This is a genomic window from Azospirillum mesophilum (genome assembly GCF_053470405.2).
Genome location: NZ_JBPXMQ020000038.1, coordinates 46319 through 60377, shown reverse-complemented (window position 1 = coordinate 60377; position 14059 = coordinate 46319). Strand labels below are relative to the sequence as shown.

Below are 14059 nucleotides of genomic sequence, written 5' to 3'. Positions count from 1 at the left end.
TGACCGAGGTGGTCACCGTCGAGATCGAACCGCTGCTGACCGCCCCGGTGCCGTCGTTGACCGACACCGAGAAGGAGGTCGTCTCCGTCGTGCTCGGCGCGATCGCGTTGCTGCGCGGCTGGAACACCAGGGCGCGGATCGCCGCCTGCACGGTGCTGCCGATGTTGCTGCCCGATGAGAAGCTGCGGGTGTAGACGTAGTCGCTGCCGCTGACCGTGCGCGTCCAGCCGGTTGCCGAGGCGCCGGTGAAGTCGCCCCGGTTGGCACCGTTGGTGATCGTCACCGTCGCGTCCATGCCCTGGGTGTCCGGATCGGTCACCGTCAGGGCGGAGAAGGGCGACACCGTCGTCGTGTCGTTGACCGCCTGGTTGGTCGCCGTGCCGCCGATCGTCGGCGTGGTGTTGGTGGTGAAGTTGTAGGTGGTGTTGGTGGCGTTGCCGGCCAGCGCGTTGCCCGCCGTGTCGGTCACCGCCGTGGCGTCCCACTGGATCGCGATGTTCTTGCCGCTTGGCAGCGCCGAGGTCGGGGTGATGGTGAGCTGCGACGTGCCCCAGCCGGTGATCTTGCTGGAGTTGTAGGCGAAGGTCTCGATCACCGTACTGTCGGTGACGTTGTAGAGGGTGAAGTTGCCCGACGCGCCCTTCTGCACCGCCTCGCTGAACTTCAGCACCGGCGTGGCGCTCGCCAGCACGAGGGTCGCGTTGTCCGCCGGGGAGGAGTTCGCGGCGTCGAAGGTCGGGGCGACCCGGTCCACCGTCTGCGCCGTGCCGGAGCTGAAGGCGGCGGCATAGCCGTTGGTGTTGTTTCCGTTGCCGGCGGCGTCCGTGATGTTCGTGCTGCCCTTCAGGTCGAGCCGCAGCGTACCCGCGCCGGAAATGCCGGTCACCGGGACGTCCCAGACGATGTTGTCCGTGGTGGTCGGGGTGCCGATGCTGCCCGCCGCAGTGCCGGTCGTGGTGAGCTGGAAGTCGTCGGCGCTGACGTTGTTGGCGACTGCGTCGAAGGTGACGCGGAAGGTGACGGTGCTGGCGTTGGCGGCGGGCGATCCGGTCGGCGCGATGCTCTGCACGACGGGCGGCACGTTGTCCGTCACCGTGATGCTGAACTGCTTTTCATAATACTGCGAGGGGGACCCGTTGTCGGTCGTGCGCACGCGCACCGAATAGGTCCCCGCCGTCAGGGGCGTGGCGCCGACCTTCAGCGTGCCGGTGCTGACGTCGAAGGACGTGTTGTTGGCAGACCCGGTGCCCGAAACCAGCGTGTAGGTGAAGCTCTGCCCGGCGTCGGGGTCGGTGGAGGACAGCGCGCCGATGCTGGCGCCGGCGGTCGCCGCCGACTGGGTGATCGTGCTGGACGCCAGCGAAATGTTGGTCGGCGCCTCGTTCACGTCGCTGACATTGATGGTGAAGGTCTGGGTCCGGGTGACGCCGCTGGGGTCGGCCGCCTGCGCCGTGATGGTGTGGCTGGTGGCGCTCTCGTAATCCAGCACGGCGCCGCTCTTCACCGAGACGACACCGGTGGAGGAGTCGATCTGGAACCGCCCGCCCGCGTCGTCGGTCAGCGTCCAGGTCAGCGTGTCGCCGTCCGGATCGGTGGCGGAGGCGGTGACGCCCACCGTGGTGTTGGCGGCCGAGTTCTCCGGGACCGAGTTGGCGGTGGCGTCGCTGTCGGAGATGGTGCCCGGCTGGTCGTTGCTGGCGACGACGGTGACCGTAGTGGCGACGGCGGTGCTGGTCTTCGGCGAGGCGTTGACGTCGGTCACGGTGACGTTGATGGTGCGCGCCGTGGTGTCCGGGTTGTCGGTGCTGTTGCTGTAGGTGATGGCCCGCAACGCCGCCTGGTAGTTGGCGGCGGTGTCGTTGCCGCTCAGCGTCAGGGTCGAGGTGCCGTTGCCGGAAACGCCGATGCTGCCGTAGGTGCCGGACAGCGACAGCGCGTCGCCCGTCTTCGCGTTGCTGACGGTGACGGTCATCGCGGACAGGTTGTCGCCGTCCTGGTCCGCAATCGTGGCGTCGCTGGTCGCGATGGCGACCGGGCCGGACCCGGTAACGCTGTATCCCGCCTCCGTCCAGGTCACCGCGTTGGTGGTGCCGGCCGTGGCGCCGTTCAGATCGACCGTGGGCGCGTGGTTGGAGGACGGTGCCACCGCGTTGGCGATGGTGAAGCTGTCCAGTGTGTTCTGGGAGATGTTGGTGTTGGAACCGCTGGTGGAGAGGATGGTGACGTCGAAGCTCGTGATCCCGGTGAACTGCGTGTAGTCGCCGGTCGTGTAGGCCGTGGAGCCATTGGTTGTGGAGAACGTCGTCGTTACAGTGCTGCTATCGAGCTTGTGGCCGGTGATGGTGAACGTGAAATCGGCGACGGTGTTGTACTTTACGAAAGTAATGGCGGTCAGGTCGAAGCTGGCGACGTTCGTGTTGTCGGCGGAAATGGTGAACGTGCCCGTATGGTCCGTGGTGGAATTAGAACTCTGAAGGTATATGCCGCTCGGACTGGTGCTCAACTTGGTGGTCTCGCCGCTGCCACCCAGCGTGTAAGTGAAGCCGTTCGCGAAGGGACCCGTCGTGGTGCTGTTCAGGACATCCTGCAGGCCGTCCGGCAGCGTCAGGAGATGCGCCCAGGACTCGCTGGCCCGTGTCACAGCCGCGTCCGCCGTCACGGTGCCGACCGTCTTTTCCAGGGCCCAGTTGCCGCCCTGCGCGGCGTCGCCGGTCGCATCGACCGATCCCGCCACGTCCGCGCCGGTCAGCGCCGCGACCGTGTCCAGCAAGGCGGTGCCACGCCCGCCGTTGCCGACATAGCAGCCATACAGCAACAGGTCGCCGTCGGCGGTCAGCGCCCGCCCGACGGTGGCGAGGTCCGCCGACCGGGCCGCCGCCGTGGTCTGGTCCAGGGTCAGGGTGCCCAGGAACACTTCGCCTTCCGCGCCGTGCGACACGACGTGGATCGAATCATAGCCGGAATGGGTTTCCGCCCATTGGGCGATCTGGGCGAGCCCGTCCTTCGAGGCGTCCAGCAGAACGACCTCCACCCCCGCGCGGGTGTCGTTCACGAGGGTCTGGAGGTCGGGGACGTTCGATTCGACGAACACCACTTCCTTCCGGCCTTCGTTCAGGTCGGGGCTGGCCGGGCGGAGTTCGACGGGCTCGGACACGGGTGCCGCCGCGGCAGCCGCCGGGGCCGGGGCCGCGGCGGGGGGCGCGGTTTCGGCCGCCGCCTTGACCAGCGCGTCGTTGGCGTCGGTGGTTTTGTGCGCGCCCGCGTCGGCGGTCGGCGCCGCCGCGTCGTCGTGATGCGCCGTCTCCGCCGCCGTCGCGGCACCGGCCGCGTCGAACATGAAGCGCGGCTCCAGCGCCATGGCGAACATCGGCGAACCCGTACGGCCGGCAGCCTTGGTGGTCCGCGCGCCCTTGCCCCGATTCTTCGACGTTCCGATATGGCCCATGTTCCGCCCTTCCGCGTTCAGTGAACAATCGCACGGACCATCCGCCCGCACGGTTTATCGCCTTTGGGTAGTTGTCTGGATTCTCTACCACCGAATGGCGAGAGTAATCAAGATACACAAGGATGATTCGAATCCTTTGGGGGCAAGAATGCCGATGTTTCAAAGCCGAAACTCGGCGCGATTCGCGGTAGAGTCGCGGTAACACTGCGTACCGTTTCATTGGATTTTGTCGCAATTCGATGAATCTCGAGCGATGCGCATATTGGTGTATGCATCCGCTCAGGTGATCGGGCTGCGCCGGCATGCCGGGGCGGACGGATCGCAGCGCCGGGGCCAGCGGCACACACGCGTACACCTTTTCAGTGTGCACACAATGCCGGCCGAAATTGATGGTCGCTCGTTGCCTGGGTTATTTCGCCGCTACCCCAACCTGGGGTCGAACATTCGCCCGTCCCGATGGTCCGTCACCCACCATCCAGCTTCCTACAAAAGTATGCAAAACCGAACATCCAGACCCTTTCTCGTATATGACTGCGCCGATCGGGTATTCTCCGATGCGAGTAATGCTTTCTCTCCGCACTATTTCTTTGGCATGATGCCGCCGTTCGCACTTTCGGTGGCCGACGGCGATCGGATCGCTGGGTGAAGGTCGGCGCGGGGGATCGGGATGCTCTCCGTCCGGGGCGAACAGGCAACGGCATCCCGACGACCATTGCGACTAGGGAGTAGACTCCATGGATTTCTATTTGGGCCAGATCACGCTGTGGGCGATCCAGTTCGCGCCGCAGGGCTGGGCGCTCTGCGACGGTTCGCAGCTTGCGATTGCCCAGAACCAGGCGCTGTACTCGCTGCTCGGCACCACGTTCGGCGGTAACGGCAGCACCACCTTCAACCTGCCCGACCTGCGCAACCGCGTCCCGATGGGCTCGGCGAGCGTGGGCCAGATCGGCCTGAAGAGCGGTTCCGCCACCGCCACGCAGACCGCCACGGGCGCGGGCCAGTTCACGCTGACCACCAACAACCTGCCGGCGCACAACCACCCCGCCAACTTCGCGCAGACCTCCTTCACCGCGCCGACCGTCTCGGTCAACGCCATCGCGGCGGCCGGCCCCAACGCCACCCCGGCGGCCGGCAACTACATCGCCATCCCCAACGATGGTTCGCGCGACCCGGTCCTGTACCCCGCCTTCGCCCCGAGCGGCACCGGCGGCACGGTGGCGCTGGGCGGTGTCTCCTCGTCGGGCGGCAGCGTTGCCGGCACCGTCGCCGTCGGCAACACCGGCCTCGGCCAGCCGGTGACCGTGCCGGTGAACGTCCCGGTCTCGGTCAGCACCATTCAGCCGTCGATGACCATGAACTTCTTCATCTGCATCGAGGGCGTCTACCCGACCCGTCCGTAAGACGGTCTCCGCGGTCCCGTCCGGGTTTTGCGGCCGGTCTTCCCCCATTCGGGGGGCCGGCCGCAGACCATTTCCCTTCTTCCACGCAAAACGGAACGGCAGGCATGCTCGAAACGATCTCCACCGCCAACGTGGCGCCGACCCTGGACCAGACCTGGCGCGTGACCGACGCCCAGGGCAACACCGTCGAATTCGTCCTCACCAAGATCACCGAAAACCCGAAGGGCGCGATGCCGGACGCCATCCGCGTCCCCTTCAACATGGTGTTCCGCGGCCCCACGGAGCCGGCCCTGCCCCAGGGCACGTACAAGCTGGAGCACGCGGCCATCGGCTGCCTGGAGGACGTCCTGGTCCGCACCCTGCTGCCGCCGCTGGATGCGAACAAGGACGAAGCCCTGTACTATCAGGTGAGCTTCGGCTGATCGGTTATCCGAAGGCGGGGATTCTGGCCGTCCCGACATGTCTCCGGGCGGTCCTGGATCCCCGCTGGCGCTCATTCCCGGCCCGGCGGGCGCCATTCCATCTCGATGACCGGCGGCCGCTCCGCCACGAAGACGCAGCCGAGGCGCTGGTAGAGGACGAGGTTGCGCACCTCCGTCATCAGCACCGATCCGGTGAGGTAAACCCCGGCGCGCGCGACGGCCTCTTGCAGGGCGCGGAACGCCTTCGCCCCGATGCCCTTGCCGCGCAGTTCCGGCACGACGGCGATTTCGACCAGACGCCAGCTCTCTTCGCCCAGCGCCACGATCATGCGGCCGACCCGCTCTCCGTTCCTTTCGATCACGACGTCGGTGAAATCCGGAAAGGACGCCTTCAACCCGGCCAGCGTGGCGTCGATCTGCTGCTGATAGAGGATGCGCAGGAAGTTCTGGTCCGTCGAGGCCATGGCGAGCCACGGGCGCGCCGTTATGAACAGATTCCTCAGGAAGTCCTCGTCCTCCGGCCGGGGAAGGCGCGCGGACAATCCGCGCGGAAACCGCAACTGCTCCACGAACCCGGACATCGCACAACTCCCGCCGGCTGAAAAAGGCGGCTCAACCCTTATTATAAAGGGTGTGCGGGTTGCAAGCGTCTCCACGGCACGGGGAAATCGCCTTTGGCGACAATGCCGCGTTTCCAGGAACATCGTCGTCCCCGCGAAGGCGCTACGGGGTGCACACATTCCGTAGCGCCTTCGCGGGGATGACGGAAATCCCTATTCTGGAACGTGGTCTCCAAATGTGATGCGTTCGACGACGTCGGGCGTGCGGGCAACGGCTGCGTGGCCGCGCGCGGGGATGGGGCGGGCGTCGCCGCCGGCCTCTATGGCGTCCAGGTGCTGGTCGAGCAGACGGGCGAACCGCTCGCGGGCGGAGCGCAGCATCAGGCTGTGGTCGGCGCCGGCGATGCGCTCCATGCGCATGTTGGGCATGGCCCGCAGCGCCGCCCCGTCCGGCCCGGCGTGGGTTTCCAACTCGCCCAGCGTCACGTCGCCCTCGCTGTGCACCAGCAGCGTGCAGACGCCTCGGTCGGACAGCCGTTGGAACCAGTGCACCACGTCCTCCGGGTCGTCGCCGCCGCCGGTCAGGGTGGCGCGCAGGCGCTCGGCCCGGATGCGCAGGCGCCGCGCCGCGCGCTCCGACAGACCGCGCAGGACGCGCGCGGCCTTGCCGTCGTTGCGCAGGATGGCGCGCCAGGTCTCCGGCTCCGCCAGCCGGGGCAGATAGGCGGCGGTGGGCTTCATGGCCTGGTTGATCACCGCCTCCGCCGTGTCGCCGTCGCCCAGGAAGAAGCGGCCCGGATTGACCAGCGACTGCCCGACCACCCGCGTGTCCGCCAGCGCCGTGTGCAGCGCCACCGCCGCCCCGGCGCACAGCCCGATCACCACGGCGGTCCGGTGGCCCTGCGCCTCCAGCGCGTCGAGCGCCGCGCGGGCGTCGTCCACGGAGTCCCGGCAGTAGATCAGCCCGTCCTTGCGGCCGGGCGTCGACACGCTGTCGCCCAGCCCGCCGAGATCGAAGCGCAGCGAGGCCACGCCGCGCTCCGCCAGATGGCGCGCCAGCAGGACCGACATGCGGCCGGACCCGACATGGTGCGTCGCCCCGCTGTTCAGCAGCAGCACGGCCGGCCGCTCCCGCCCCGCGTCGGGCGACGGCGGCTCGCACAGGATGCCGAACAGCCCGCCGGTCGGGCCGAAGCGCAGCGGGCGCTCCACCGCGCCGGGCAGCTCCAGGCGCGGGGGCACGGCCTCGGGCTCGGGGGCGGCGGCCACCGGCTCCGCAGCGCCCAGCCACCCGGCCACGCGATCCAGGGTGGCGCAGGGGTCGCTGGCCCGCTGCACGCTGCTCATGAGGTGGGCGAAGTCGGGGAAGGGCTCCTCCGTCACCTCGGCGCCCAGGCCGCGCAGCCGCTCGGCCAGCCGGACGGTTCCGCGCGCGTCGGGACGGTCCACCAGCAGCACGCTCCGGGCCGGCGCTTCCGCCAGCGTCAGCAGGTCGAGCCCGCGCAGGGACTCCATGGCCTCCTGCGTCAGGCGGAAGCCGGAGCTGTCCACCCGCTCGGGCGTGACGGCGGGCGGTGCACCCTCCGGCTGCACGGCCAGCATGGCGACGGCGCGCAACTCCTGCACGAAGGCGCGGCCCGACGGGTACGGGGCCAGCAGGGCCAGCCGGCTCACCCCGCCCTCGCTTTCCGCCGCCGCCTTAGCCGCCAGCAGGGCGCCCAGCCGCAGGCCGACCAGCGCCACCTCCTCCACCCCCGTGGCGGCGCGCAGATACGCGACGGCGGCGTGGATGCCGTCGATCCAGGCGCGCAGGCGGGCGGGCTCGTCCTCGTCCCCCGCGGAATCGCCGGCGCCAGGATAGTCGAAGCGCAGGGTCGGCAGCCCGCCTTCGGCCAGCCGCCGGGCGAAGCCGCGCCACGCCCGGTGCATGGTCAGCGCCTCGTTGCCGTAGGGGCCGCACAGCACCACGCCGCGCCGTCCGGCGGCCGGGTGCAGCCAGCCAAAGCAGCCATCGAACACCACAGGCCTCATTCATACCCCCGGAAACGCACTGGGTTCGCCCCATTCAACGCATGAACCTCGCCATCCGGCACGCCCCCCTTTCGGGATCGCGCGATCAGGCGCACCGTCCGCTCCACCCCCGGTGCCAGATGGAACCAGTCCTCCTCCGCCCGGTACGAGTCGTCCTCGATCTGCACGAACCGGGCGAGGCGGCGGCTGCGCAGGGTCAGCGCCCAGCCCTCCTCCGTCCGGGCCACCTCGGCGGACAGGCCGAGGTCGGCGCGCTCGTGAGGACGGAAGGATGGGAAATGGAAGGCTTCGGCCAGCCGCGCGCCGCTCGCGGTATCCGTCAGCGCCGCCACCGTCGCGTCGTGGCCCGGCGGGCCGAAGCGGTAGCTGTAGGTCAGGTCGAAGAAGCGGTCGAACAGCGCGCTCGCTGGCATCGCCTGGACGCTGCGCGGCGGCAGGGCCACCGGCCGCTCCGCCCGCATCACCGCCGTCTCGCCGTCGCGCAGGCAGTGCAGCGTCAGCGTGGCCTCGATGGCGCGCGGCGTCTCGTTGATGAGATGCACGGCCAGCCCGTTGACGCCCTCGTCGGTCAGCAGCACCTGCACGGGCCGGAAGGCGCGGCGCAGCGCGTGCCACGCCGCCTTCGGAACGCCGTCGGCGTCCACCACGCCCCAGCCCGCCCCCGGCAGAAGGTCCTGATACATGAAAACCAGCCCGCCCCAGCAGGTGGAACCGGCCCGCCGCCACTCCGCGAAAGTCGCCTCCATGACCATGCCGGTCACCGCGCGCGACAGCCGCAGGTAGCGGTCCGGGTCCTCGTAGCGCAGGGTCGGCGGGTCGACGCCGCAGAGCGCGCGCAGGTAATGCTCCCGCACGTCCTCGAAATCCCAGGACGCGCCGCGGTCGCGCGGCACGCGCGCCTTCCAGCGCGGGTCGTGCAGCGCCGGCACCCCGGCCAGCGCGCGCGGCTCCGGCACGTTGGAGAAGGCCAGGCATTCGGAGGCGAAGCGCACCTCGGCCCGGCGGGCGTCCTCCAGCGGCTTCATGTAGGCGCCCACGCCGTAATAGTGCGTGACGCCCGCGTTCGCCGCGAAGGGCAGCGGCCCGCCGCTGGGGGAATTGGTGACATAGGCCACGTCGGGCCGCCGGCGCGCCGCCTCGTTCCTCAGGGCGCTTTCGAAGACCGGCTGGCCCCAGGCGGCGCGCGGCAGGCCGAGCATGGCCGCCTGCTGCTCCGCCTCGCTGCCGCCGCAGAGCACGGCCAGCGACGGCGATGCCTGCGTGCGGTCGAGAAGCTGCGCGGCCTCCAGCGCCACCTTGCCCAGGAACGTCTCGTCGGTCGGGTAGTCGAAGTTGGCGAACATGAAGTCCTGCCAGACCAGGATCCCCAGCTCGTCGCACAAATCGAAGAAGGCGTCGGACTCGTAGGCCGTGATGCCGGGCACGCGCAGCATGTTCATGCCGCCGTCGCGGGCGAGGCGCAGCCAGGGCTCGTAGGCCTCCCGCGTGCCGGGCAGGCCGACGATGTCGGGGCTGCTCCAGCAGGCGCCCCGGCAGAAGACCCGCTCGCCGTTGATGCGCAGGGCGAGCCCCTCGGGATCGTCCTGCACGATGCTGCGGAAGCCGGTGCGGCCAAGGTCGATGCGCGCGTCGCCGATGCCCGCGCGCACGGAATGAAGCGCCGGGGTGCCGTGGGTGTGCGGCCACCAGGGCTCCACGTCGGGCACGCGGACCCGGCCTTGCAGGCGGTCCGGCCCGGTCCAGGCCAGGGGGGCGCGGACCTCCCCGACCTCCAGAAAGGCCGGCGGGCGCGATGGGCCGCTCCAGTCCACGGAAAGGTCGAGCGTCAGCAGGCCGTCCGCCCCGTCGAGCGTGGCGCGCAGGTCGGCGGCCAGCACGCGCAGGGGGCCGCTCTCCTCGACCAGCTCGATGGGACGCCAGGGGCCGACCGCCGGGACCGGCGGGCACCAGCCGTCCATGTGGCCGAGCAGCGTCGTCCGCACCGCGCGCAGCCCGGCGGGCTCGGCCAGCCGCACCCGCCAGCGCCCCCGGCCGCGCTGGGCTTTCAGGATGGGGTTCAAGGCGCGGAAGGCGATGTGGAGCGTGTGCTCGCCGCGCAGGGTGACGGGGACCTCATGGGCCTGGAACATGCTGTCGGAGGCCAGGATGCGCTCCCCGTCGAGCCAGACCTCCGCGATGGTGGCGAGGCCGTGGAAGCGCAGCGTGCGCGGCCCCTCGCCGGTCAGCCGCGTGCGATACCAGACGTCCTGGTCGTGAAGCGGGGGCGGCCGGTGGATGGAGAAGCGCCCGGCGGCGCGCAGCGCCTGCGCGGCGGTGCCGGGGACGGGGGCGGAAAGCCAGCCAGTTGCCCGCTCCCCCCCGCTTCGCGGGTCCCTCCCTCCCCCGCTTTCAGCGGTGGAGGGCAAGAAGGCAGCAGTTCCCTCTCCCGCCATCGGCTCTCGCGCAAACCTTTGGTTTGCGCTGACGCGGCAGGCGGACCTTCGGTCCGCCGAGAGCGGGGGAGGGTTAGGGAGGGGGCCGGCGAACTCCCCCGCCCCGGTCACGCACATCTCCCACCCCTCGCCGAGGGGCGTCACGGTTCGGCCGGTGACGGCGACGACTCTGGCCATCCCCCGTCACCCGAAACGCCGGGCCAGCGCGCCGATGGCGGTGTCGTAGGCGCGCTCCATGGTCTCCAGCGGCGCCGAATAGTCGCCGAACTTCCGCCGGCTCACCGCGCGGGCGAACTGGAATTGCAGGGCCTTGGCCGAGCCCGCGATGGTGTCGCAGGCCTCCGCCGCCTCCGCCGGCCCCTCGATCCAGCGAACATAGCTCCCCAGCAGTTCGAAGTTGGCGCCGAGCTGGCGCAGCATGTTGAAGGCGTAGAGGTGGAAATAGTCCATGGGCCGCGCCGCCAGCGCCTCCAGATGCTCCGGCAGGGCGCTGCGGTAGGCGGTGACGGGGTTCTCCCGCGGGCGGCGGCGCAGATGGTGGCGCAGCAGGCCGAGCGAGGCTTCCCGCAGGGCCGCCCCCTCCAGGGCCGCCCCCGTGCGCTTCACGAACTCCACATAGGGGAAGAGGGTGTGCGGGGCGAAGACGCCGTCGTAATCCTCCCCCTCCAGCGTGAAGCGGCCGGCGTTGTGGATGTAGTCGAGCTTCCTCGCCCCTTCGTCCAGGCCCAGGATGGCGATGGTCGTCTTGACGTGCAGCGTCTTGTACGAGGTGCCGCGCGTGTCGGGGAGGTGGAACCCGTCCACCTCCACCAGCACGGGCCGCCCGCGCCGCAGCTGCACGGCCGTGTGCGCCGTCACCGTGTCGTAGATGGCGAGTTCCTGCACCTCCAGCCCGTAGAGGATCCGCAGATCCTCCGGCGGGACCTTGAAGAAGGTGAACTGGTCGCCCTCGAAGTCCTGCGCCACGGTGAAGGGCAGCGAGGCCAGCGGCTCCAGACCCAGGGCGTGGAGCAGTTCGATCCACAGGTCGGTGTAGCAGTTGGTCTCGACCCAGGCGCGGTCCGGCGCGTGCAGCGGATGCGGCATGCCGATCACCCCCACAGCGTCTTGCGGACGGCGGTCGGCCACGCCTTCACGTCGAAGCCGTGGTGGCGGAACAGCGCCAGCGCCACGCGCTCCATGCCGAAGCCGACGCAGGCGGTGTGCGCGACCTCGCCGTCCGCGGTACGGATGTCCCACAGCAGGCCGAAATGGTCCTGGTGGTAGTTGAAGCTGAGGCAGGCGGTCGGCTTCTCCGTCGACGTGATCGGGATCAGAAGCTCGAACTTCAGCCCCTGGTCGCGCTGGTTGGCCGCCAGCATCTGCCCGGTCCGCCCGAAGAACGGGTCGTTGGCAAGGTCGATGTCGAGCGGCACGCTGAGCGATTCCATCAGCGACCGGCCGCGCTCCAGCCATGTCTGGCGGAAGGTCATGACCTGCTCCGGCGTGCCGACGCGCACGTACTCGCGCATCCGGAACAGCTGCATGCGCGCCGGGTCGAGCGACGGCTCATGGCGGAAGCAGTAGGAATAGACGTCCACCAGCGCCCCGTCCTTGGGCAGCGCGCCGCGATCCGCCACCGTGGGGTAGATCGGGTAGCAGGCGGCCGGCGTCATGACCACGTTGGTGGCCATCTGGCCGTCGGTCCAGTCCTCGCCCTCCTCCAGCCGGCGCAGCAGCGTGTGGTGGGCGCGGTCGTCGCCCTTGAAGCTGTGGATCGTGCCGGCGAGCTGCGGGAAGCTTTTCAGATACTCGCTGCGCTCGAAGTGCTGGCGGGCGAGGCCCGGCGGGAAGCGCATCACCTCGGCCCCGTCGTTCCCGCCATAGGCGGAGATCAGGGCGTTGAACCGCTCCACCACGTCCTCGAAGACTCCGCTGCGGCCATACAGCCCGTCCACCCCCGTGGGGATGAGAAGCCCCGCCGCGATCAGCGCGTCCCGGTATTCCGCATACGAATTCGTTGCGTGCATATCCATGTGTCACCCAAAGAGTGAGCCGTTGTCCTTGTGCGCCAGCAGCAGGTTCGCCGTGTTGCCCAGGACGCGGTCGTTGCTGATCATCAAAGGCGCCGAATGGGCGTCGCGCAGGTGGCGGCCCATGCTGTAGGGGGTGTCGTTCCGGTAGGCGGACAGGCCGGCGACCAGCATCGCCTGCTCGACGATGCGCACCACCATCTCCGCCGCCGTGATCTTCAGCGTGTTCATGGAGACCGTAAAGCCCATCGAGGTCAGGCGGTCGGGGCTGTCCGACGCGTCCTCGAACTGGGCGATGGCGCCGCGCACCATGCCGCGCATGGTCTGAAGCTTCGCCGTCACCTCGGCCAGACGGCGCGCGCCGGGGGGCTGGGTGCCGGGGCGCTTGCGCGCTTCCGACCGGATGAAGGCGCTGGCCCGCGCCACCGCGTCGGTGGCGATGCCCAGCCACGCGCTGCTCCACAGGATGTGGGTGACCGGCAGCATGGTCTGGGCGGAAATGTCCGCGTAGGGCAGCGGCATGATCTGCGCCCGCACGCCCTCGCCGCGCAGGCGGTAGCCGACGCTGCGGGTGCCGCGCATGCCCAGCGTGTCCCAGTCGCCGATGGCGTCGAGCTGAAGCTGGTTCTTCAGCAACGGAATGATGACCTGATCGGAGGCGGGCGAGTCCGCTGCGCGGCGCGCCGTCACCAGGATGGCGTCGGCCTCCGCGCCGTAGGAGATGACGGTCGCCTGCTTTTCGAGCTGGAAGCCGTCCCCGGCCCCCTCGACCGAACAGGAGCTGGACCGCACGTCGCCGCCGATGCCGGCCTCCGTGGTCGCCGAGGCGAGCAGCATCTGCTCCTCCGTCAGGCGCGCCATCAGGTCGCGGTGCCACGCGCTGCCCTGGCCGTGCCGCACCAGACAGGCGACCTGGATCTGGTGCATGGCGAAGATCAGCCCGGTGGAGGGGCATTGCTGCGCCAGCGCGTGGGTAACGCCGGCCATGTCGGTCAGGCTGGCCCCGGCCCCGCCGAAATCGCGCGGGATCATGGCGCCGAGCAGCCGGACATCCTTCAGGGCGGCGAAGGACTCCGCCGGAAAGCGCGCGTCGCGGTCCACGGAGGCGGCGTGCCGCCCGGCAACCTCCGCGGCGGCCTGGGCCGCTTGTTGAAAGGGGGCGGTCATGCGCCGGCCGTCCCGTCGAGGAGCCCGGCGACCGCGTCGCGGATGGCCGCGATGCTCTCGAAGGTGCGGCGGCGCAGGAGCTGTTCGGGGAACTCGACCCCGAAGCGCTCCTCCAGCGCCAGCATCAGGTTCACCGACCCGTGCGAGGTCAGGCCGGCGGCGTAGAGATCGTCCTCGTCCGACAGGGTGGCCGTGTCCACGGTCAGCCAGCCGCTGTCCTGCAGCAGTTCGCGAATATCGTCGGCCGTCACGGACGGGGCGCCCTGCCCGCCGTTTGCCGCAGCCGCCTGCAACGCATCACCGTCAGCCGATTGCCATTCCATCTGGCGCATCGCCATGCCCCTCCTTGAACGCTCATCTCGCGTTATGACCGTAAAGCGCAGACAACCTGTGATACGGTCAGTGCGTTTCGTGATCTGTCGGCCTTTAACTTACTTTGAATTTTCGTTTGTCGTTGGTCTTTTTTGGATTGGCCGCGATACAGCGTGTTTAATACTTGCGGGGAGCTTTTTACTTTCTTTCAGCGGGCCTATTACCCCTCGATGGAAACAGGACGATTGTCGGATCAGACGCTGGTCCTAGTTTTCTGC

The 14059-nt window shown here is 69.5% G+C and carries 10 protein-coding genes; 2 read left to right on the top strand and 8 right to left on the bottom strand.

The genetic code is table 11. The annotated features are described in order from the left end of the window. Positions 1–3445 (bottom strand): DUF4347 domain-containing protein (locus ACSVC7_RS26005; RefSeq protein WP_483508826.1); only part of this gene is annotated, 3445 nt, incomplete at its 3' end. Between the two features lie 734 nt (positions 3446–4179). On the opposite strand from ACSVC7_RS26005, the gene ACSVC7_RS26000 reads away from it, so the two are divergent. After that, a complete protein-coding gene (locus ACSVC7_RS26000) occupies positions 4180–4845 on the top strand; it encodes a phage tail protein (RefSeq protein ID WP_448208306.1) in 666 nt (221 codons plus the stop codon). Positions 4846–4949: 104 nt separating this feature from the next. Continuing rightward, positions 4950–5267: a DUF6916 family protein gene (locus ACSVC7_RS25995; RefSeq protein WP_448208307.1), complete on the top strand. Its 318-nt coding sequence runs from the start codon at positions 4950–4952 to the stop codon at positions 5265–5267. Between the two features lie 71 nt (positions 5268–5338). On the opposite strand, the gene ACSVC7_RS25990 is transcribed toward ACSVC7_RS25995, so the two are convergent. The 7 genes from ACSVC7_RS25990 to ACSVC7_RS25960 form a co-directional block, all read right to left on the bottom strand. Continuing rightward, entirely contained in the window at positions 5339–5848 is a 510-nt protein-coding gene (locus tag ACSVC7_RS25990; RefSeq protein WP_448208308.1) for a GNAT family N-acetyltransferase, read from the bottom strand. 192 nt (positions 5849–6040) lie between these two features. Next, complete coding sequence (locus ACSVC7_RS25985; protein ID WP_448208309.1) at positions 6041–7858, bottom strand: alpha/beta fold hydrolase; 1818 nt, start codon at positions 7856–7858, stop codon at positions 6041–6043. Beyond that, a complete protein-coding gene (locus tag ACSVC7_RS25980) occupies positions 7855–10263 on the bottom strand; it encodes a glycoside hydrolase family 2 protein (protein WP_448208310.1) in 2409 nt (802 codons plus the stop codon). The genes ACSVC7_RS25985 and ACSVC7_RS25980 overlap by 4 nt, the downstream gene beginning before the upstream one ends. A gap of 210 nt (positions 10264–10473) precedes the next feature. Beyond that, entirely contained in the window at positions 10474–11376 is a 903-nt protein-coding gene (locus ACSVC7_RS25975; protein WP_448208311.1) for a DUF1839 family protein, read from the bottom strand. A gap of 5 nt (positions 11377–11381) precedes the next feature. Then, positions 11382–12299 (bottom strand): amino acid--[acyl-carrier-protein] ligase, encoded by a 918-nt coding sequence (locus tag ACSVC7_RS25970; RefSeq protein ID WP_448208312.1) that lies wholly within the window; start codon positions 12297–12299, stop codon positions 11382–11384. A 9-nt stretch (positions 12300–12308) separates the two neighbouring features. Next, positions 12309–13469 carry an acyl-CoA dehydrogenase family protein gene (locus ACSVC7_RS25965; protein WP_448208313.1) on the bottom strand — a complete coding sequence of 387 codons (1161 nt, stop codon included), beginning with the start codon at positions 13467–13469 and terminating at the stop codon, positions 12309–12311. Then, positions 13466–13807 carry an acyl carrier protein gene (locus tag ACSVC7_RS25960; protein ID WP_483508823.1) on the bottom strand — a complete coding sequence of 114 codons (342 nt, stop codon included), beginning with the start codon at positions 13805–13807 and terminating at the stop codon, positions 13466–13468. Before ACSVC7_RS25960 ends, ACSVC7_RS25965 begins: the two co-directional genes overlap by 4 nt. Positions 13808–14059 lie beyond the last annotated feature (252 nt).